The 20748-nt window shown below is 71.3% G+C and carries 20 protein-coding genes, 2 pseudogenes and 1 riboswitch; of the genes and pseudogenes, 16 read left to right on the forward strand and 6 right to left on the reverse strand.

The genetic code is table 11. The features are described 5' to 3' along the window. The first annotated feature begins 197 nt into the window (after positions 1-197). Both ACWC1K_RS33385 and ACWC1K_RS33390 read left to right on the forward strand, forming a co-directional pair. Positions 198-986: a carbon-nitrogen hydrolase family protein gene (locus tag ACWC1K_RS33385; protein ID WP_450836671.1), complete on the forward strand. Its 789-nt coding sequence runs from the start codon at positions 198-200 to the stop codon at positions 984-986. A gap of 47 nt (positions 987-1033) precedes the next feature. Beyond that, complete coding sequence (locus ACWC1K_RS33390) at positions 1034-2734, forward strand: flavin monoamine oxidase family protein (RefSeq protein WP_450836672.1); 1701 nt, start codon at positions 1034-1036, stop codon at positions 2732-2734. On the opposite strand, the gene ACWC1K_RS33395 is transcribed toward ACWC1K_RS33390, so the two are convergent. Together ACWC1K_RS33395 and ACWC1K_RS33400 are read right to left on the reverse strand one after the other, a co-directional pair. Then, on the reverse strand, positions 2731-3660 hold the full coding sequence (locus tag ACWC1K_RS33395; RefSeq protein ID WP_450836673.1) for an LLM class F420-dependent oxidoreductase: 930 nt from the start codon (positions 3658-3660) through the stop codon (positions 2731-2733). The two genes, ACWC1K_RS33390 and ACWC1K_RS33395, sit on opposite strands and share 4 nt — an antisense overlap. 34 nt (positions 3661-3694) lie before the next feature. Further along, positions 3695-4381: a DUF5995 family protein gene (locus tag ACWC1K_RS33400; RefSeq protein WP_450836674.1), complete on the reverse strand. Its 687-nt coding sequence runs from the start codon at positions 4379-4381 to the stop codon at positions 3695-3697. Between the two features lie 162 nt (positions 4382-4543). Between ACWC1K_RS33400 and ACWC1K_RS33405 the strand changes: the two genes are divergently transcribed. The 3 genes from ACWC1K_RS33405 (at position 4544) to ACWC1K_RS33415 (ending at position 7644) form a co-directional block, all read left to right on the forward strand. Next, a complete protein-coding gene (locus ACWC1K_RS33405; RefSeq protein ID WP_450836736.1) occupies positions 4544-5659 on the forward strand; it encodes a glycoside hydrolase family 6 protein in 1116 nt (371 codons plus the stop codon). Positions 5660-5827: 168 nt separating this feature from the next. Beyond that, positions 5828-7087, forward strand: coding sequence for an alginate lyase family protein (locus ACWC1K_RS33410; RefSeq protein WP_450836675.1), 1260 nt, complete (start codon positions 5828-5830; stop codon positions 7085-7087). Between the two features lie 98 nt (positions 7088-7185). Beyond that, positions 7186-7644, forward strand: coding sequence for an acyl-CoA thioesterase (locus ACWC1K_RS33415; RefSeq protein ID WP_450836676.1), 459 nt, complete (start codon positions 7186-7188; stop codon positions 7642-7644). Here ACWC1K_RS33415 and ACWC1K_RS33420 read toward each other — a convergent pair. After that, complete coding sequence (locus ACWC1K_RS33420) at positions 7604-8815, reverse strand: MFS transporter (protein ID WP_450836677.1); 1212 nt, start codon at positions 8813-8815, stop codon at positions 7604-7606. The genes ACWC1K_RS33415 and ACWC1K_RS33420 overlap by 41 nt on opposite strands. 146 nt (positions 8816-8961) lie before the next feature. Between ACWC1K_RS33420 and ACWC1K_RS33425 the strand changes: the two are divergent. Further along, a pseudogene (locus tag ACWC1K_RS33425) lies at positions 8962-9853 on the forward strand (ROK family transcriptional regulator); the annotation flags it as partial. A gap of 638 nt (positions 9854-10491) precedes the next feature. Then, positions 10492-10770: pseudogene (locus tag ACWC1K_RS33430) on the forward strand (ROK family protein); the annotation flags it as partial. A 77-nt stretch (positions 10771-10847) separates the two neighbouring features. Here the strand turns inward: ACWC1K_RS33430 and ACWC1K_RS33435 are convergent. The 3 genes from ACWC1K_RS33435 to ACWC1K_RS33445 form a co-directional block, all read right to left on the reverse strand. Then, positions 10848-11153 carry a hypothetical protein gene (locus ACWC1K_RS33435; protein ID WP_450836678.1) on the reverse strand — a complete coding sequence of 102 codons (306 nt, stop codon included), beginning with the start codon at positions 11151-11153 and terminating at the stop codon, positions 10848-10850. 33 nt (positions 11154-11186) lie between these two features. Further along, positions 11187-11927: an SDR family oxidoreductase gene (locus ACWC1K_RS33440; protein WP_450836679.1), complete on the reverse strand. Its 741-nt coding sequence runs from the start codon at positions 11925-11927 to the stop codon at positions 11187-11189. A gap of 90 nt (positions 11928-12017) precedes the next feature. Then, entirely contained in the window at positions 12018-12908 is an 891-nt protein-coding gene (locus tag ACWC1K_RS33445; RefSeq protein ID WP_450836680.1) for an RNA polymerase sigma-70 factor, read from the reverse strand. Between the two features lie 231 nt (positions 12909-13139). Then, positions 13140-13270: riboswitch (FMN riboswitch) on the forward strand. Positions 13271-13422: 152 nt separating this feature from the next. On the opposite strand from ACWC1K_RS33445, the gene ACWC1K_RS33450 reads away from it, so the two are divergent. From ACWC1K_RS33450 to ACWC1K_RS33490, 9 genes are all read left to right on the forward strand, one after another. Next, positions 13423-14028, forward strand: coding sequence for a riboflavin synthase (locus tag ACWC1K_RS33450; RefSeq protein ID WP_450836681.1), 606 nt, complete (start codon positions 13423-13425; stop codon positions 14026-14028). Next, a complete protein-coding gene (gene pnuC, locus ACWC1K_RS33455; RefSeq protein ID WP_450836682.1) occupies positions 14025-14666 on the forward strand; it encodes a nicotinamide riboside transporter PnuC in 642 nt (213 codons plus the stop codon). The genes ACWC1K_RS33450 and pnuC overlap by 4 nt, the downstream gene beginning before the upstream one ends. Next, the gene (locus ACWC1K_RS33460; protein ID WP_450836683.1) at positions 14663-15949 is read left to right on the forward strand and encodes a bifunctional 3,4-dihydroxy-2-butanone-4-phosphate synthase/GTP cyclohydrolase II; all 1287 of its coding nucleotides are present in this window, start codon (positions 14663-14665) and stop codon (positions 15947-15949) included. Before pnuC ends, ACWC1K_RS33460 begins: the two co-directional genes overlap by 4 nt. Before the next feature lie 30 nt (positions 15950-15979). Continuing rightward, a complete protein-coding gene (gene ribH / locus ACWC1K_RS33465) occupies positions 15980-16465 on the forward strand; it encodes a 6,7-dimethyl-8-ribityllumazine synthase (RefSeq protein ID WP_003988915.1) in 486 nt (161 codons plus the stop codon). A gap of 34 nt (positions 16466-16499) precedes the next feature. After that, positions 16500-16772, forward strand: coding sequence for a phosphoribosyl-ATP diphosphatase (locus ACWC1K_RS33470; protein ID WP_018534786.1), 273 nt, complete (start codon positions 16500-16502; stop codon positions 16770-16772). Between the two features lie 65 nt (positions 16773-16837). Then, positions 16838-17686, forward strand: coding sequence for an ATP phosphoribosyltransferase (gene hisG, locus ACWC1K_RS33475; RefSeq protein WP_450836684.1), 849 nt, complete (start codon positions 16838-16840; stop codon positions 17684-17686). Between the two features lie 14 nt (positions 17687-17700). After that, positions 17701-18144, forward strand: a complete 444-nt coding sequence (locus ACWC1K_RS33480) for a PH domain-containing protein (RefSeq protein ID WP_450836685.1) — start codon at positions 17701-17703, stop codon at positions 18142-18144. Between the two features lie 177 nt (positions 18145-18321). Then, positions 18322-19647, forward strand: a complete 1326-nt coding sequence (locus ACWC1K_RS33485) for a hemolysin family protein (protein ID WP_450836686.1) — start codon at positions 18322-18324, stop codon at positions 19645-19647. Further along, a complete protein-coding gene (locus tag ACWC1K_RS33490; protein ID WP_450836687.1) occupies positions 19644-20729 on the forward strand; it encodes a hemolysin family protein in 1086 nt (361 codons plus the stop codon). The genes ACWC1K_RS33485 and ACWC1K_RS33490 overlap by 4 nt, the downstream gene beginning before the upstream one ends. Positions 20730-20748 lie beyond the last annotated feature (19 nt).

Raw genomic sequence — 20748 nt, forward strand, 5'->3', positions numbered from 1 at the left:
GTCGCGCAGTTCCCCGCGCCCCTATAGGGGCGCTTGCAGGACCCGGCAGCTGAAGAGCGCAACGAATCGCCGTCGGACGGGCTCGGTACGCAACGAACTGCTCACTGGCGCGCAACGGCTCCTTCTTGCTGGGCCCGGGCCCGCGACCGTACCGTCTAAATGGCCCCAGAACCCCTCCGTACCGCTGAGGAACACGCATGCGTACCGCCCTGCTCCAGAGCTCCGGCCGTCCCGGGTCCGTCGCCGAGAACCTCAAGGTGCTCGACGCGGCCGCCGGGCGGGCCGCTGCCGCGGGTGCTCTGCTGCTGGCCGCGCCGGAGATGTTCCTGACCGGGTACGCGATCGGCGACGACATCGGCCGGCTCGCCGAGCCCGCCGACGGTGACTCCGCCGACGCGATCGCCGACATCGCCGGGCGGCACGGGCTCACGATCGCGTACGGGTATCCGGAGCGGGACGGCGAGACCGTCTTCAACTCCGCGCAGATCATCTCCGCCGAGGGCATCCGCCTCGCGAACTACCGCAAGACCCACCTCTTCGGCTGCTTCGAGCGCGACCACTTCACGGCCGGCGAGCAGCCGGTCGTCCAGGCCGAGCTCGGCGGGCTCACCGTCGGCCTCATGATCTGCTACGACGTCGAGTTCCCGGAGAACGTCCGCGCCCACGCCCTGGCCGGCACCGACCTCCTCGTCGTCCCGACGGCCCAGATGCACCCGTTCCAGTTCGTCGCCGAGTCGATGATCCCGGTGCGCGCCTTCGAGAACCAGCTGTACGTCGCGTACGTCAACCGGGTCGGGCAGGAAGGGGAGTTCGACTTCGTCGGGCTCTCCGCGCTGGCCGGTCCCGACGGGGTGGCCCGCGCCCGCGCAGGACGCGGTGAAGAGCTGGTGTTCGCCGACGCCGACCCCGTCTTCCTCGCCGCCTCCCGCGAGGCGAACCCGTATCTGCAGGACCGCCGCCCCGGCCTCTACGGGTCCCTCGTCTGAACCCCTCACCCCGTACTCGTACTTTCCGTGCAAGGAGTCCGTACCCCATGACGTCCACCGTGCCCAACGCCGTCGAGCACGCAGACGAGCAGCAGCTGCCGCCGATCACCATGTTCGGCCCGGACTTCCCGTACGCGTACGACGACTTCCTCGCCCACCCGGCGGGCCTCGGTCAGATACCGGCGACCGAGCACGGCGCCGAGGTCGCGGTCATCGGCGGCGGACTCTCCGGCATCGTGGCCGCCTACGAGCTGATGAAGATGGGCCTGAAGCCGGTCGTGTACGAGGCCGACCGGATCGGCGGGCGCCTGCGCACCGTGGGGTTCGAGGGCTGCGACCCGTCCCTCACCGCGGAGATGGGCGCGATGCGCTTCCCGCCGTCCTCGACGGCCCTTCAGCACTACATCGACCTGGCGGGACTCGAGACCCGGCCCTTCCCCAACCCCCTTGCGGAGGCGACCCCTTCGACGGTCGTCGACCTCAAGGGGGAGTCGCACTACGCCGAGACGGTCGAGGACCTGCCGCAGGTCTACCGCGATGTCGCCGAGGCCTGGAACAGGTGCCTCGAAGAGGGCGCCGACTTCTCCGACATGAACCGCGCCCTGCGCGAGCGTGACGTGCCGCGGATCCGCGAGATCTGGGCGAAGCTGGTCGAGAAGCTGGACAACCAGACCTTCTACGGCTTCCTCTGCGACTCCGAGGCCTTCAAGTCCTTCCGCCACCGCGAGATCTTCGGCCAGGTCGGCTTCGGGACCGGCGGCTGGGACACCGACTTCCCCAACTCCATCCTGGAGATCCTGCGGGTCGTCTACACCGAGGCCGACGACCACCACCGCGGCATCGTCGGCGGCAGCCAGCAGCTCCCGCTGCGGCTCTGGGAGCGCGAGCCCGAGAAGATCGTCCACTGGCCGTACGGGACGTCCCTGAAGTCCCTGCACGTGAACGGCGAGCCCCGCCCGGCCGTGACCCGGCTGCACCGCACGGCGGGCAACCGGATCACCGTGACCGACGCGAACGGCGACATCCGCACCTACCAGGCGGCGATCTTCACCGCGCAGTCCTGGATGCTGCTGTCGAAGATCGCCTGCGACGACTCGCTCTTCCCGATCGACCACTGGACGGCGATCGAGCGCACCCACTACATGGAGTCCAGCAAGCTCTTCGTGCCCGTCGACCGCCCCTTCTGGCTCGACAAGGACGAGGAGACCGGCCGGGACGTCATGTCGATGACGCTCACCGACCGCATGACCCGCGGCACCTACCTGCTGGACGACGGCCCGGACAAGCCCGCCGTCATCTGCCTCTCCTACACCTGGTGCGACGACAGCCTGAAGTGGCTGCCGCTGTCCGCGAACGAGCGGATGGAGGTCATGCTGAAGTCGCTCGGCGAGATCTACCCGAAGGTCGACATCAGGAAGCACATCATCGGCAGCCCGGTGACCGTCTCCTGGGAGAACGAGCCCTACTTCATGGGCGCGTTCAAGGCCAACCTGCCGGGCCACTACCGCTACCAGCGCCGCCTGTTCACGCACTTCATGCAGGACCGGCTGCCCGAGGACAAGCGGGGCATCTTCCTCGCGGGCGACGACATCTCCTGGACGGCCGGCTGGGCCGAGGGCGCGATCCAGACCGCGCTGAACGCGGTCTGGGGCGTCATGCACCACTTCGGCGGCGAGACCGACGCGGCCAACCCGGGGCCGGGCGACGTGTACGACGAGATCGCGCCGGTCGAGCTGCCGGAGGACTAGAGACCGGCGGCGCGTACGGACTCGTAGAGCTCGGCGGCCACGTCCTTCAGCTCCTGGGCGTCCCGTGTGCCGCCCTGGAGCTCGAAGAAGAACTCGTCGAGGCCGCTTTCGGCATGGGCGGCGAGATCCTCGACGATCTGGGCGACGCTGCCCTGGAACGGGGAGCGGTCGGCCCCGTCGTAGGCCTTGCGCGTGTACCGGGCGTTCACCCGTACCACCGTCTCGATCGGCCCGGTGCGGCCGCGCTCGGCCGCCAGGTCCTGCAACTGACGCCACTGCGCGGCCAGTTGCCCGGCACCCATGGCGATCGGCATCCAGCCGTCGGCGCGGTCGACGAGCCGGGTCATCGCCTTCCTGCTGTTGGTGGGCAGCAGGATCGGGATGGGACGGGCGGGCTTGGGGCCGACCACGGCCGAGGCGATCTTGGTGATCCGGCCCTCGTACTTCACCGGGTCCGGGCCCCACACCGCCCGGCAGACGTCGATGATCTCGTCCAGGACCCGGCCCCGCTCCTCGAAGGGTGCCACGCCCGCGGCCGCGTACTCGTCGAGCGACCAGCCCGTTCCGAGGCCCGCCAGCACCCGGCCGCCGCTCGCCGCATCCAGCGTGGCGAGCGACTTGGCCAGCTGGAAGGGGTTGTGCAGCGGGGCCACCAGGATGCTCGTGCCGAGCCGGGCCCGGTCGGTCGCCGCGGCGGCCAGGGTCAGCGTCACCAGGGGGTCCGGCACGCCCCGGTACACGTCGGGCCACGGCAGGCCCTCGACGCCGTACAGACCCTGGGTCGCGGGTTCGGGGAAGAGGGCACGCTCATAGACCCACAGACTCTGGTAGCCGATCTGTTCGGCGGTGCGTGCCACGTCGGGCACATCGCGTCCGATGTCGTACTGCCGCGCCTGAGGAAGGCTCAGCCCCAGCCGAATGGCCATGCGTCCGCTCCTTTGCGTCGGTTCAACAGTCAACCTAACTCGGGAGGGGCGTGAGCAGCATGCGTCCCGCGAAGCCCACCGCCGAGTCGAGGCGCTCGGTGAACTCGGCGGCGACTTCGGGCAGTCCGCGCAGCGCCCACAGCGCCCGCGCCGCGGTCCAGGTGGCGTCCCGGGCACGCTCCAGACTCCATGCGCCGAGCAGATGGGTGAGCGGGTCGGCGATCTGGAGGAGGTCGGGGCCCGGCATCAGCTCTTCGCGGATGCGCTCCTCCAGCGAGACGAGGAGGTCTCCCACGCGGTCGAACTCGTCCTCCAGCTCGGCCGGTTCGCAGTCCAACGTACGACAGCTGTCCACGACGGCGAGCGCCAGGTCGTGGCCGATGTGCGCATTGATGCCCGCCAGCGCGAACTGCAGCGGTCGTACTCCGGGATGACGGCGGAGCTGGAACAGCGGCCGCCAGCAGGCCGGCGGGTGCCGCTCGGCGGTGACCGCGTCGACGGCGGCGAGATAGCGCTCGGCGAACCGTACGTCCAGCGTGGTCGCCGCCCGCGCGTCCGCGAACCGATGGGCGTCGATGCTCCGGTCGACGGCCTCGGTGACGGCGAGGTAGACGCGGTTGAAGACCGCGACACCGTCCCGTTCGGGCAGGGCCGCGTCGAGGGCGCGCATCCGGGAGACGACTGCGTCTACAGAAGTGGTGAACTGTTCCAATTGCGCCATGGGGGAAGGGTCCCAGTCCTAGGCTGACGGGGGTGTCGGCGGGCCCGGCGCTTCCCCAGAACGGGGGAACGGAGTGGGGGGAGCAGCACGGTGTCAGGCTTACGCGCGCAGCGGCTGGCCGCACGCAGGGCCGCTCGCAGACGGGCCCACCGGCGCGGCGCCATGGTCGCGGTGGCCTCCGTGGTGGTCGCCGTCGGCACCGCGACCGGCATGATGTCGGCGCTCGACGACGGACGCGGCTCGCAGCAGGCGAAGCCCGAGGTGACCAGTTCGCCGCGGCTCCAGCAGGTGCCGGTGGTGCCCTCCGTGTCGGCCACGGCCACCAAGTCCGCGCCCCCGACGCCGAGTTCTTCCCCGAAGGCCAGTCCGTCGCCCACCAGGACGGAGCAGAAGCGGCAGCCCGCCACGGTGTCCGCCCGCCTCTACCGGCACTCCGACTCGAAGGTGCTCGACTGGGTCCGCGCCCATCCGGACGACCCGCGCACACCGGTCATCGCGTCCCGTATCGCCGACCAGCCGGCCGCCGTGTGGTTCGCCGACTACACGCCGGCGACCGTCGCCTCCCGCGTCCGCGCGGTCACCTCGGACGCCGCGGCGCAGGGCCGGGTGCCCGTCGTCGTGCCGTACGCGATACCCGGCCGTGACTGCGGGGGCGCCTCCAAGGGCGGGGCGCCCGACCTCGCCGCGTACGACGCCTGGATCGACGGCTTCGCGGCGGGGCTCGGATCCGGCGAGGTCGTCGTCGTCCTGGAGCCCGACTCCATAGCCCAGTCCGACTGCCTCTCCGACCGCGCCCGCGCCGACCGCTTCGCCTCACTGGCCCGCGCCGGCCGCGTCCTGAAGGCCGCGGACCCGAAGGCCCGGGTCTACTACGACGCCGGGCACTCCGGCTGGCACCCGGCCGCGCAGCAGGCGGCACTGCTGAAGCAGGCGGGCGCCGCCTCGGCCGTATCCTCCGACGGGATCTTCAGCAACGTCTCCAACTTCCACACGACGCCCGACGAGGTCGCCTACGACCGTCAGGTCCTCGCTGCCCTCGGAGGCCCCGCGGCTCTGGGCGCCGTCATCGACACCAGCCGCAACGGCAACGGCGCCCCGGCCGACGGCGAGTGGTGCGACCCGGCGGGCCGCAGGATCGGCCGGGCGCCGACGCTCAGCACGGGTGAGGCGCGCATCGACGCCTATCTCTGGGTGAAGCTGCCGGGGGAGTCGGACGGCTGCAACGGGGCCCCGGGCGCGTTCAGTCCGTCGTACGCCTACGACTTGGCCTCGTCGTAGGAGGACGTGCCCTCGCACGCCGGGATCCACGGTGGGGTTGCTCTTTCTCTGTGCAGGAAGACGGTCCGGACCATTGTCACGGCTACCTGGCGCCTCTACGCTCGCACGGTCCTGCTCATGAACTGCGTTCACATTCATGACCCTTCGTTCGATGGATCGGAGTGATCGATGAGTGGAAGATCCCGTGCCGCCGTCCTGCTGGCCGCAGTGGTGACCCTCGCATCCGTCCTCGTCCCCTCCGCGCACGCGGCACCCAGGGCTCCCGACACCGCCGTCCTCGACGGCGCCCGGTTGCAGCGGACGAAACTCCGCTTGGATCAAGGAGATCCACAACTGCACCGCGCTCTGGGGGACTTGACGGCCCGCGCCGACAACTGGCTGACCCAGGGCCCGTGGACGGTCGTCGACAAACCCCGACCGGCACCCGGCGGCGACCGCCACGACTATCTGAGCCAGGCCCCCTACTGGTGGCCCACCCGGGCCCCGACGGCCGACAACCCGTGGGGCTGCCCGTACGTTCAGAGGGACGGACAGCGCAATCCCGAGGTCGACTCCGGCACCGACCGCCAGGACGTCGAGAAGGTCTTCGACTCGACGTACGACCTGTCCCTGGCCTGGTACTACACCGGCAGGCGGGCATACGCCAAGAAGGCGGCCCAGGTCCTGCGCACCTGGTTCCTCGACCCGTCCACGCGCATGAACCCCAACCTCGCCCACGCCCAGTTCATCCCGTGCAAGTACGACGGCCGGGCCATCGGCATCATCGACTTCTCGCAGTCGTACACCAGCGTCGTCGACGCCCTCGCGATCCTCGGCACGGGCGCCCCCGGCTGGACGAAGACCGACCGCACGGGGATGGCGCAGTGGAACGCCGACTTCCTCGGCTGGCTGAAGAACAGCGCCTTCGGCAAGGAGGAGGGCGCGGCGGCCAACAACCACGGCACCTTCTACGACATGCAGCTCGCCGCCCTCGCCTATGCGACCGGCGACCGGGCGCTGGCCCGGCGAACCGTCGTCGACGCGCGCAGCAAACGCATCGACCCGCAGATCGCGGCCGACGGCAGCCAGCCGCAGGAGCTCGCCCGGACGCGGAGCTGGCACTACTCGACCTTCGACCTGGTCGCCTACACCCGGCTCGCGGCGATCGGCCGGCACGTCGGTGTGAACCTGTGGGCCTATCAGGGCCCGGACGGACAGGGCCTGTTCAAGGCCGTCGACTACCTCCTGCCCGCCGCCACCGGCTCCACCGCATGGCCGCACCCGGAGCTGGAGTTCCACCGCTACGCGGCGAGCGACGTCGTCCACGCGGCGGCGGACGCGGGCGACAAGGCCGCGCAGCAGGCCGTCCCGAAGCTGGAGGCACCGCCCGCCGGTGACCTCTGGGAGCTGCGCCCGGCAGCCGAGCAGCTGGACTCGATAGCGGGCTGACCAGGGCCTTTCCGGTGGCCCTCCCGGCCAGGGCTCCTGAGCGTCCGCTTAGGATGGAGTGTCCCCACTGCTTCGTCCCTTGCTCAGGAGCCCCACCCGTGACCGCCGAAGCCACGATCGCCCCCGTCCTCTCCCACGGCCGGCTGATCCCCGTCACCGTCCACTTCGACGACCTGGACGCCCTCGGCCTGCTCCACAACGCCCGCTACCCGCTGATGGTCGAGCGGGCCTGGGCCGAACTGTTCCAGGAGTACGGCTTCAGCTTCGAGGGCGACTGGGCCGCGGCGGGGGACGCCTGCAACGCGGTCAAGGAACTCCGCATCAGCTACGAGGCCCCGGTCACCCGGCCCGGCCCCTACGCCGTCCATCTCTGGCTGGAACGGCTCGGCACCACCGGACTGGCCTACGGCTTCCGGTTCTGCTCCGCGGACGGTTCGGTGACCTACGCGCACGGCATCCGGGTGCTGGTCCGGCTGGACTCCAAGACGATGCGCCCCGCGCCGTGGAGCGAGCGGTTCAGGGCCGCGGGCCGGGAACTGCTGCGCTCGGACGGCTGACCTCCGGGCGGCTGCGGTCGCCGGTGCGCAGGACGCCCGCGAAGGCCGCGAGACCGCAGGCCAGGACCGTCACCAGCACGAACGACACCATCAGGCTCGTCGCCTGCGCGACCCCGCCGATGAGGCCGGGTGCGATCAGACCCGAGGTGTACGTGATGGTCGCGACGCCCGCGATGGCCTGACTCGGGTTCGGGCCGCTGCGACCCGCCGCCGCGAAGCACAGCGGCACGACCACCGCGATGCCGAGTCCGAGCAGCGCGAAACCGCCCATCGCCACGGCCGGGTGGCCCGCGACGACGATGAGCAGCCCGCCCAGGACCGCCAGTGCGCCGCCCGCCCGCACGGTGCGGACCGCGCCGAAGCGGTCGACCACCACGTCACCCACGAGCCGGGCCACGGCCATGGTCAGCATGAAACCCGTCGTGCACGCGGCGGCCAGGCCCGCCGAGGTGTCGAGCCGGTCGCGCAGATAGACCGCCGACCAGTCGAGACTCGCGCCTTCGGCGAACACCGCGCAGAAGCCGACGGTGCCGATCAGCAGCGCGGACTTCGGCGGCAGCGCGAACCTCGGCGGCGGCTCCTCGTCCTCGGTGGCCTGTATGTCGAGCACCCAGCGGCAGGCCAGTACGCCGAGCAGGGTGAGGGTGGCCGCCGCCAGCGCGAAGTGCAGGCGCGCGTCCGAACCGAGGTGTGCGGCGAGGGTGCCCGCCGCCGAGCCGATCAGCGCACCCGCGCTCCACATGCCGTGCAGGCTCGACATGATCGACCTGTCGAGCAGCCGCTCCACCTCGACACCGAGCGCGTTCATCGCGACGTCGGCCATGCCCGCGCTCGCCCCGTAGGTGAACATCGCCAGACACAGCGTGAGCATGTTCGGCGCGAGCGACGGCAGGACGAGGGACAGCGTCCACAGCGCGATCAGGCCGCGCAGCGCCGTACGGCTGCCGAAGCGGTGACTGATCCGCCCGGCCAGCGGCATGGAGCAGGACGCACCGAACGCGGTGAAGGCGAGGGCGAAGCCGAGCTGGCCCGCACTCAGCGAGGCATGGTCCTGGACCCATGGCACCCGGGTGGCGAACGAACCGGTGACAGCCCCGTGCACGGCGAACACGGCGGCCACGGCGTACCGGCTCCGCCTCACCTCGCGCAGGTCGTAGACCACGTCGCCCATTCTCGGCCCCACCCCTCTCCCGCACGGTTCCCCTCGGCGTCGCGTAAACTATCAGGAACCCTGCCTGATAGATAGGGGATTTACGGCCGCCGGGGCGCACGCCCGCCGTGCCCCGGCCGGTCCCGCCGATCTGGAAGGATCCCGGCATGCCCGCATCCCCCAGCACCGCCCGGGCCATCAACGACCGGCTCGCCCTGCGTCTGCTGCAGCAGGAGGGCCCGTTGACGGCAGGCCAGTTGAAGCAGCTGACCGGCCTGTCCCGGCCGTCGGTCGCCGACCTGGTGGAGCGCCTCACCGCGTCCGGCCTGATCACCGTGGTCGGGGAGGCGGGGGAGCAGCGGCGCGGACCGAACGCGAAGCTGTACGGGATCGTCGCCGACCGCGCGCATCTCGCTGCCCTGGACGTCCGTACCGAGGGCGTGGCCGTGGTCGTCTCCGACCTGCTCGGCCGGGTGCTCGCCGAGGCGTCCCTGCCGATCGGCGGCGACACGGGCACGGGCCCGGCGGTGGAGCAGGCGGTCGCGCTCGTCGAACGGGTGGCGAAGGAGGCCGGCGCCGACCGCCTCCACACCGTCGGGATCGGAGCCCCCGGCCTGATCGACCCGTCCACCGGCGAACTCCGCGACTCCTCGGGCCTGCCCGAGTGGCACCGCCGTCTGGTCGCCGCCCTTCAGGAGCGCCTCCCCGAGGCCCGCGTCAGCGTCGAGAACGAGACCAACCTCGCGGCACTCGCCGAGCAGCGCGACGGCGCGGCCCAGGACCGCGACACCTTCGTCCTGCTGTGGCTCGGCCACGGCACCGGTGCGGCCGTGGTCCTGGAGGGCACCCTGCGCCGCGGCGCCTCCGGCGGCACCGGGGAGATCGGCTTCCTGCCCGTCCCGGGCACCACCGCCCTGCCTTCGGCTACGGACTGCGAGGGGGGCTTCCACTCCCTGGCGGGGTCGGCGGCGATCGTGGCCCTGGCACGCGAACACGGCCTGACGGCGGTGGACCCGGGACATGAGCCGGTTGCCGCGGGGCTGGTGCGGGCGGCGGTCGGGTTGCTTTCGAAGGCCGACGGGGTGGCGGAGTCGGTTTCGAGAGGTGAGGGACGGGAGGCGACGCTGCGTGGGCCGTCACGCGCGAGGGCGGGGATGGGAGCGCGTGGTAATGAAGCGGGGCGCGGTGGGGTGGCGGAGCTGGGTTCGGGGAATGGCGGGCCGGAGGTAGCGCTGCCCGGGCCGTCACGCGAGAGGGCGGGGATGGGAGCGCGTGGTGATGAAGCGGGGGGATATCCGGCGGCAGCGGCCCGGGAAGTGCCGGCGGAGGAGCGTGACGGCGAGACCGGGGCGACGAGGCCTGGACCGGGCGGGGCTGCGGTGGTGGAGGCGCGGGGCGGGGAGGCAGGGTCGGCGGGGTTCGAGTCGGGCGGGGCCGTGTTGGTGGAGGCGGGGGGCGATGAAGCAGCGTCGGCGGGGTTCGAGTCGGGCGGGGCCGCGTTGGTGAAGGCAGGAGGCGGCGAGGCAGGGTCGGCGGGGCTCGCGTCGGGCGGGGCCGCGTTGGTGAAGACACGGGGCGACGAGGCAGGGAGGGCCGGACCCGCGTCGGCCGGAGGCGGCGAGCGCGCCGGGGAGACCGGTGACGACAGGGGCGCAGTGCCGACGCGTGACGGCGTCCGCGTCCCCGATGTGCCCTCCGCCGGCCGTTTCCTCGACGCCCTCGCCGATCGGCTCGCCGTCGGGGTCGCCTCCGTGGTGGCGGTCCTCGACCCCGGTTGCCTGGTTCTCGGCGGTGAGGTCGGGCAGGCCGGCGGCGACGAACTCGCCGGCCGCGTGGCCGAGCGGGTCCGCCGTTTGTCCCCGCTGCCCACCGAGGTCCGCGCGAGTGCCCTCGGCGGCAGTGCCGTACTCCGCGGAGCGCTGCTCACCGCGCGGGAGCGCGCTCAGGACGAGTTGTTCGCGCCGCCCGGGCGGTAGTCCGCGTGGTGCTGCACGTCTCCTGGATGGTGGGCGAGGGGCTCGGGTGCTGCGAAGGCCGAGGTCTTTGCGGCCGGTCACGGCGGTGGTGTGCCGTACTCCGCGGAGCCCTGCTCACCGCGCGGCAGCGCGCTCAGGACGAAGGCCGAGGCGTCCGCCGCCGGCCCCAGCATCACCGCCGGAACCACCACCCCCCCCAGCAACCCCGCACCGCTCCCCGCCGACAACGGCCCCAAGTGCCCGGCGTGGAACGCCGGATGAGGCACCGCCAGGGTCAGGTACCGCTCCATCGTCACGACCGCCGCACACCGCACCACCCCGAGCGCGAGGTACGTCCCGGCGAGGCCCCGCAGCAGATGGTCCTTGCAGGCCGGGCTCAGCAAGACCCAGGCCCCCGCGGGGCCGGTCGCGTCGGCTCATCCGTGGCGCCCGGCGAGGTACTCCTCGAACGTGCCCTTGCCGACGGCGTGTTCCGGCGCGAGGTGTCCGCCACTGCGGAACGCCCGGTACGCCCTGCCCCACAGCGGCACGTTCACCACCGCCCGCCGCCGCCCGGTCGCCTTCAGATACGCCCGCGCCAGCGACTCGAACGTCCGGATCTCCGGCCCGCCCATGTCCTCGACCCGTCCCGCGGGAGCACCGGCGGCCAGTTCGGCCAGCCGCGCCGCGACCTCCGCCACCTCGACCGGCTGGTCGCTCAGCCGCCCCGGCAACAGCATGACCGGCAGCTTGGCCAGTGCCTTGAACACCATCACGAGCAAATCGTGGAACTGGGTCGCGCGCAGCACGGTCCAGCCGAGCCCCGACTCCTCGATCAGCTTCTCGACGGCGAACTTGGTCCGGTAGTACGGATACGGCACCCGGTCGACGCCGACGATCGAGATGTACACCAGGTGCCCCACCCCGGCCCGCCGCGCCGCCGCGACCAGGTTCCCGGCCGCCTTCTCGTCACCGCCGGTCTGCGTCGTCGCACAGTGCACGATCGTGTCCACGCCCGCGACCGCCGCCTCCAGCCCGGCCCCGCCCTTGCGCAGATCGACGGCGTAGGGCCGGCTGTGACGACTGAGCACCCGCACCTCGTGCCCGTCCGCACGCAGCCGCTCGGTGACGAGCCGGCCCAGGGTTCCGGTGCCGCCGGTCACCAGGATCGTGGTCATGCTGTTCAGCCCCTTCGGACGCCGGGCGCCCCCGGGTGGAGCGCCCTGTGTCAGCTGAGACCGGGCAGCCGCGTGAAATGTGACATGCCACTACGCCGCCCGCGTGAGCTGCCGACGCACGAAGCCCAGCTTGTCCGGGTTCACCACCACCCGCACATGCGAGATCCGACCGTCCCGCACCTCGAACGCCACCATGCCGACCAGCGTGTCGCCCGCCCACGCGGCCAGCCCCGTCTCGCCGTTGACCTCGGTCGCCGTGAAGTGCAGACCGGCCGCGAACCGCTCGGCGCCACCCACCGAGAGCCGCGCCACCTTGTCCAGCCCCACGACCGGCCGCCGGGCCGCACTGACCTTGCCGCCGCCGTCGCTCGACCAGACCACATCCGCGGTCAGCAGCTTCTCCAGTGCGGCCAGATCACCGTCCCGGGCCGCCGTGAGGAACGAAGTGACGAGCTCCTCCTGCCGCTCGGGCGCCGGCTCGAAACGGGACCGGCCCTCGCCCACCCGCTGCACCGCCCGGCGGTACAGCTGGCGGCAGTTGGCCTCGCTCAGATCCAGTACGCCGGCGATCTCGCGGTGGCCGTACCCGAACGCCTCCCGCAGCACGTACACCGCGCGCTCGGTCGGACCGAGCCGCTCCAGCAGGATCAGCATCGCCATCGACACGGCATCGCGCTGTTCCGCCGACTCCAGGGGGCCGAGCGTGCCGTCCGAGGTGATCACGGGCTCCGGCAGCCAGGTTCCGACATAGTGCTCGCGCCGGGCGCGGGCCGAGGTCAGACGGGTGAGACAGAGGTTGGTGACGACCTTGGCCAGCCAGGCCCCCGGGTGTTCGATGCCCGTGCGGTCGGCCCCGCTGAAACGCAGATAGGCGTCCTGCACCGCGTCCTCCGCCTCGTCGGCCGAGCCCAGCATGCGATAGGCGAGGCCGAACAGCCGCGGGCGGTGCGTCTCGAACTCGTCGGCGGTCGCGCTGCTCATGCCCACCACCCTGCCAGAGCCCGTGCGCGGGGGAGTTGAGAGGCCCGGCGGCGGGCAAGGGCCGTCGTCACCACCGCCGGGCCGGTCTGCGGAGATCCGGAAAGGACTAGACCAAAGGGTCCATCAGGTGGGCCGGGTTGAGAAGTCCATCGACAGTGCCTGTGAGCCACCCCACACCGTTCGCCCGTATGGACCTCGATCAGGCGTGGCACACTGGCCCTGTACCAGAAGCAGCGCACTCCGGGGTCGGTGAAAGTCCGAACCGGCGGTTACAGTCCGCGACCCGACCGCTTCCAGCGGCCGGTTGACCAGGTGAAATTCCTGGACCGACGGTTAAAGTCCGGATGGGAGGCAGTGCGCGGCGGGCGGGCATCCACGAATGCGCGCCGCCGTATCTGGGCTCGTCCTCGGGGCGGGTCCCGTCCGGCGTCGCCCCCGGTGTCCTCGTTCGCTCATTCTGTCGTCATCGACAGGCCCCGGAGTCCGTGCCCGAAGAGGCAGGAGGACCCGGGAAGTGTTCACCGGAATCGTCGAAGAGCTGGGCGAGATCACGGCCGTCGAGAACCTCGGCGACGCCTCCCGCTTCCGGCTGCGCGGCCCCGTCGTCACCGAGGGCGCGAAGCACGGCGACTCCATCGCCGTGAACGGTGTCTGTCTCACCGTCGTCGAGCACGAGGGCGACGAGTTCACCGCCGACGTCATGGCGGAGACCCTCGACCGCTCCAGCCTCGGCGCCCTCGGCGTCGGCTCCCGCGTCAACCTGGAACGCCCCATGGCCGTGGGCGCCCGCCTCGGCGGCCACATCGTCCAGGGCCATGTGGACGGCACGGGCCAGGTGCTGGAGCGCAAGCCCTCCGAGCACTGGGAGATCATCAAGATCTCCCTCCCCGCGGAGCTGACCCGCTACGTCGTGGAGAAGGGCTCCATCACGGTCGACGGCATCAGCCTCACCGTGGTCGACGCCGGCCCGGACTACTTCACGGTCAGCCTCATCCCCACCACCCTCGCCCTGACCACGCTCGGCATCAAGCAGCCCGGCGACCCGGTCAACCTCGAGGTCGACGTCGTCGCCAAGTACGTCGAGCGCCTGCTCGGGGCGGGTCAGGGGGCGGACCGGTGAACTGGCTGAACTCGCAGGCCTTCACCCTCCTCGGCCAGCACATCATCTGGTCGGACATGATCGGCAACATCCTGGGCCTGATCACTCTGGCCCTCGGCTGGCGCCGCTCCCTGCTGACCTGGCCGGTCCAGTTCCTCTCCGGCCTCGTCCTGTTCATCGCCTTCTACGGCCACCTCGCCGGCAGCGCCGGCAAGCAGGTCGTCGTCATGGTCGTGGCGCTGTACGGCTGGTGGCAGTGGAACCGCAACAAGGGGCAGGCGGAGGACGGGCACATAGCCCCGCGCTTCGCCACCTGGCGCGAGCGCGGCGCGATGGTCGCCGCCGCGGCGGTCGGCACGGTCGCCGTCGCCCTGCTCTTCAAGGCCTATCCGTCCCTGTCCTGGGACCCCTGGCCGGACGCCTACATCTTCGTCGGCACCATCGTAGCCATGTACGCCCAGGCCCGCGGCATGACCGAGTTCTGGATCGCCTGGCTCCTGGTCGACCTGGTCGGCGTCCCCCTCAACTTCGCCAACGGCTACGCCTTCTCCGGCTTCGTCTACGTCATCTACGGCGCACTCGTCCTGTGGGGCATGCGCGACTGGTGGCTGCGCTCCCGCAGGGCGTCGCAGCCCGTCCTGGAAGGAGCGCCGGCATGACCACGGCACCGATCCTGTACAGCACCGACGGCATCGAGGACTGGTCGCTCGACCCGGTCGAGCAGGCCATCGCCGACATCGCGGCCGGCCGTCCGGTCGTGGTCGTCGACGACGAGGACCGCGAGAACGAGGGCGACCTCGTCATCGCCGCCGAGAAGGCCACCCCCGAGATCGTCGCCTTCATGATGAGCGAGTGCCGCGGCCTGATCTGCGCGCCCATGGAGGCCGACGAGCTGGAGCGGCTGAAGCTCCCGCAGATGGTCGAGGACAACACCGAGTCGATGAAGACCGCGTTCACGGTCTCCGTGGACGCCTCCGCCGCGCACGGCGTGACCACCGGCATCTCCGCCTCCGACCGCGCCACCACCCTCCAGCTGCTGGCGAGCGGAGAGACCCACGCCGACGACTTCGTCCGCCCGGGCCACATCTTCCCGCTGCGCGCCAGGTCCGGCGGTGTACTCGTGCGCAACGGCCACACCGAGGCCGCCGTGGACCTCGCCCGCCTCGCGGGGCTGCGCCCCGCCGGCGCGATCGTCGAGATCGCGGGAGAGGACGGCCGTATGCTCCGCCTCCCCGAACTGATCCCCTTCGCCCGCAAGCACGGCCTGACGATCATCTCCATCGAGGACCTGATCGCCTACCGCCGTACCGCCGAGCCCACCGTCCGCCGCGAGGCCGAGACCCAACTGCCGACCGCCCACGGTGAGTTCACTGCCTACGGCTACCGCTCCACCGTCGACGGCGTCGAGCACGTCGCCCTGGTCCACGGCGAGATCGGTGACGGCGAGGACGTCCTGGTCCGGGTCCACTCCGAGTGCCTGACCGGCGACATCTTCTCCTCCCTGCGCTGCGACTGCGGCCCCCAGCTGGACGCCTCCCTGGAGCGCATCCAGGCAGAGGGCAGGGGAGTGGTGGTCTATCTGCGCGGCCACGAGGGACGCGGCATCGGCCTGCTGTCCAAGCTGCGGGCGTACGAGCTCCAGGAGCGCGGCCGCGACACCCTCGACGCCAACCTGGAGCTCGGCCTGCCCGCCGACGCCCGGGACTACGGCGCGGGCGCGCAGATCCTGGAGGACCTCGGGGTCACGAGCGTTCGCCTGATGACCAACAACCCCGACAAGACCGACGCGCTCGTGCGCCACGGCCTCAAGGTCACCGGCCGCGAGCCGATGCCCGTACAGGCGGGCGAGCACAACCTCCGCTACCTGCGCACCAAGCGGGACAGGATGGGACACGACCTGCCCTGGCTGGACACCCCCGTGTCCACCTGCAGCAACCAGTAAGACCAGAGCACACCGAGGAGACACGAGAACGTGAGCGGCAAGGGCGCACCGGAACTGTCCGTACGCAATGTGGGTGACCTGCGGGTCGCCGTCATCGCGGCACAGTGGCACGAAAAGGTGATGGACGGCCTGGTGGACGGCGCCCTGCGCGCCCTGCACGACCTCGGCATCGACGAGCCGACCCTGCTCCGGGTCCCCGGCAGCTGGGAGCTCCCGGTGGTCGCCAAGGTCCTCGCGGGCCGTGGCTACGACGCGATCGTCGCCCTGGGTGTCGTCATCCGCGGCGGCACCCCGCACTTCGAGTACGTGTGCCAGGGGGTGACCCAGGGCCTCACCCAGGTCTCCGTCGAGACCGGCGTCCCCGTCGGCTTCGGCGTCCTCACCTGCGACACCGAGGAGCAGGCCCTGGACCGGGCCGGCATCGAGGGCTCCAACGAGGACAAGGGGCACGAGGCGGTGACCGCTGCGGTGGCGACCGCGGCGACCCTCCGCTCAGTATCTGAACCGTGGCGCTGACGTATGCGGGGTTTGGCATAGGCTGAGCGTCACCATGTCCAATAAGACGTTCGAGGAGCTCTTCACCGAGCTCCAGCAGAAGGCCGCCACCGGCGACCCCGCCACTTCCCGTACCGCTGAGCTGGTCGGCAAGGGCGTCCATGCCATCGGCAAGAAGGTCGTCGAAGAGGCCGCCGAGGTCTGGATGGCCGCCGAGTACGAGGGCAAGGAAGCGGCCGCCGAGGAGATCTCGCAGCTGCTCTACCACGTCCAGGTGATGATGGTCGCCCGCGGCATCTCCCTGGACGACGTCTACGCCCACCTCTGAGCCGTCCCAGACCGCCAGAGACCCCGCACACATCTCCGTACGCACGAACAAAGGAAGCCGACCTCATGCTGCGCATCGCCGTCCCCAACAAGGGTTCCCTGTCAGGCCCTGCGGCGGAGATGCTGCATGAGGCCGGCTACCAGCAGCGCCGGGAGGCCAAGGAGCTCAGGATCGTCGACCCGTCCAACGAGGTCGAGTTCTTCTACCTGCGCCCGCGCGACATCGCGATCTACGTCTCCTCCGGCCGCCTCGACATCGGCATCACCGGCCGCGACCTGCTGGTCGACTCCGGTGCCAACGCCGAGGAGATCCTCCCGCTCGGGTTCGCCCGCTCCACCTTCCGTTACGCCACCAAGCCGGGCACGGCGAAGGGCGTCGAGGACCTGAACGGCATGACGGTCGCCACCTCCTACGAGGGCATCGTCGCCAAGCACCTCGCCGACAACGGCGTCGACGCCTCCGTGGTGCACCTCGACGGGGCCGTCGAGACCGCCATCGAGCTCGGTGTTGCCGAGGTGATCGCGGACGTCGTCGAGACCGGCACCAGCCTGCGCAACGCGGGTCTGGAGGTCATCGGCGAGCCGATCATGAAGTCCGAGGCCGTCGTCATCCGCCGCACTGGCGAGAACGGCGAGGAGCCCAAGGTCCAGCAGTTCCTGCGCCGTCTGCAGGGCGTCCTGGTGGCGCGGACGTACGTGATGATGGACTACGACTGCCGCGCCGAACACCTGGAAGAAGCGGTCGCCATCACCCCCGGCCTGGAAGGGCCGACCGTCTCGCCGCTGCACAACGAGGGCTGGGTCGCCGTCCGCGCCATGGTGCCCGCCAAGGACGCCCAGCGGATCATGGACGACCTGTACGCGATCGGCGCGCGGGCCATCCTGACCACGGCCATCCACGCCTGCCGTCTCTGAGGGGCGCCCGAGAGATGTCCGATCTGCCCGCTCTTCCCGTCACTTTCCGGCCCGGCCGTACCCGGGCCGTGCTGCTCACCTCCGGTGCGGTCATCTTCGCGGTGATCACGACCGTCGCGTTTCTCCTGGAGCAGCTCAGCCCCGGCGAGAAGCTCAGCTTCGTCTTCACCGGAGCGATCCTCTTCGGTGTCCTCGCGCTGCTCGCCCGGGTGAAGGTCGTCGCCGACGAGACAGGCGTCACAGTCGTCAACATCGCCAGCAGGCGGCACCTGGAGTGGGCCGAGATCCTCCATGTGAACCTGCGCCCCGGAGACCCCTGGGTCTTTCTCAACCTCAGCGACGGTACGAGCCTGCCCGCGCTCGGCATCCAGCCGGGCATCGCCAAGGAGCGCGCCATCGCCGATGCGCGCACCCTGCGCGCACTCGCCGAGGCCCGCTCGACAAGGGATCTGCCGTAACGGCCCCTGTCTTGATTAATCTGTTGGCGGAGGCGTTTTCGTTGCGCCTCCGCCGCTGAAGTTCCCGCCGGGCTTCAGAGGCCCCCTGCTACCCGAGGAGTGACTCCCTCCAGCGATGGACGGATCGTCCTGTAGTACCTGCGCCGCCCCCTCACGACATATCGAGGCGGCGGCATCATGACCACCCCCCTGCTGCTCCTCGGAGCGGCCCTCCTGCTGATCCTGGCCAACGGCTTCTTCGTGGCGGCCGAGTTCGGCCTGGTCACGGTCGAGTCGACGGACGCCGAGAAGGCCGCCGCCGAAGGCGACAAACGGGCCCGAAGGGTCGCCGAGTCGCTCAGGGAGCTGTCCTTCCAGCTCTCCGGCACCCAGCTCGGCATCACCATCACCTCCCTCGTCGTCGGCATGCTCGCCGAGCCCGCACTCGCCGAGCTGCTGCACGGCCCGTTCACCGCGATCGGCATCCCCGAAGGCGCCGTCTCCGGTGTCGCGGTGGTCGTCGGCATGCTGCTGGCCTCCGCCGTGCAGATGGTGATCGGCGAGCTGGTGCCCAAAAACTGGGCGGTGTCCAGGCCGATGCAGGTCGCGCGCTTCGTCGCCGGCCCGCAGCACGCCTTCGCCCGGCTGTTCCGCCCGGTCATCGCCGCCCTGAACGCGGTGGCCAACCGGCTCGTCCGCGCCCTGGGCGTCGAGCCCGCCGAAGGGCTGGCCTCCGCCCGCACCCCCGGCGAACTGGTGTCCCTGGCCCGGCACTCCGCGCAGGCCGGCGCCCTGGAACAGGACACGGCCGACCTCTTCGTACGGACCCTGTCCCTCGCCGAGCTGACCGCGCAGCACGTCATGACCCCGCGGGTGAAGGTGAGCGCGCTGCAGTCGACGGCGACCGCCGAGGACGTGGTGAACCTGACCCGCGCCACCGGCCTGTCCCGCTTTCCCGTCTACAGGGAGCGGATCGACGAAATCGTCGGCATGGTCCATCTGAAGGACGCCCTGGCGGTCCCGGCGCACGAGCGTCTGCGCACCCCCGTCGGCCGCATCGCCCGTCCCGCGCTGCTCGTCCCCGAGACCCTGCCGGTTCAGCCGCTCCTCGCCCAGCTGCGCAGCGAGCAGCCCATCGCCGTCGTCGTCGACGAGTACGGCGGCACGGCGGGCGTCGTGACGCTGGAGGACATCGTCGAGGAGATCGTCGGCGAGGTCCGCGACGAGCACGACGGGCAGGACGTGCCCGAGCTCGCCGCCGCCCCGCCGGAGGACGGCAGGCCCGCCTGGGACGCCGACGGCAGCTGCCGCGTCGACATCCTGCAGCGCATAGGACTCGACGTGCCCGAGGGGCCGTACGAGACCGTCGCCGGACTGGTCGCCGACCGGCTCGGCCGGATCCCGGCCGTCGGCGACAAGGCCGAACTGCCGGGCTGGCGGCTGACCGTGCGCCGAGTCGGCCACTACCGCGCCGAGCGGGTCCGGCTGGTGCGGACCGGCCTGGTCGTGGAGGTCGCCCGATGAGCGTGCTCCAACTCCTCTTCGCGGGCCTGCTCGTGCTGGCCAACGGCTTCTTCGTCGGCGCCGAGTTCGCCCTCGTGTCCGTACGCCGCAGCCAGATCGAACCGCTCGGCACGGCCCGCGCCCGCCAGGTCCTCTACGGCCTGGAGCGGCTGCCGCAGATGATGGCCGCGGCCCAGTTCGGCATCACCGTCTGCTCGCTGACCCTGGGCGCGGTCGCCGAACCCACGGTCGCGCACCTGCTGGAGCCGGTGTTCGAGTGGATCCACCTCCCGGACGGGATGATCCACCCGCTGGGTTACGTCATCGCGCTCGCCGCCGTGGTCTTCTTCCACCTCGTCATCGGCGAGATGGTCCCGAAGAACCTCGCGATGGCGGCCCCGGAGAAGGCGGCCATGTGGCTGGCCCCGGGCCTGGTCGCCTTCGCCCGCGTCTGCAAGCCGATCACCGTAGCCCTCGGCGCCGTCGCCCAGGCGATCCTGCGGCTCTTCCGGGTCGAGCCGAAGGACGAGGTCGAGGCCGTCTTCACCAGCGAGCAGCTCAACCGCCTGGTGGAGGACTCCGGCCAGGCGGGCCTGCTCGACCCCGAGGAGCAGGAGCGCCTCGAGGACGCCCTGGAGCTGGGCTCCCGCCCGGTGACGGACGTGCTGCTGCGGCGTGAGTCCCTGGTGACGGTTCCTCCGTCGGTCACCCCGGGCCGCATCGTCGAACTCACCGCGCGCACCGGGTACTCCCGCTTTCCCATAGCCGCGGAGAACGGCGCCTTCATGGGCTATCTGCACGTGAAGGACGTACTGGACCTGGAGGACTCGGAGCGGGCGGTGCCGCAGCAGCTGTGGCGGCCGATGACGACACTGCGCTCCGAGCTCCCCCTGGACGACGCCCTGACGGTGATGCGCCGCGCCGCCACCCACCTGGCCCAGGTGGCCGACGCCTCCGGCAAGGTCCTTGGCCTGGTGGCCCTGGAGGACGTACTGGAACTCCTGGTCGGCGAGGTCACGGACCCGGCCCACCGGGACATCCCGGAGGTGAAGGTCACGGAGCCCAGGGGAAGCGGCGAGCCGGAACAGGCCTTGGCAGGCTGACGGCGGGTTCCCCGCACCC

Source organism: Streptomyces sp. NPDC001492, assembly GCF_053597275.1.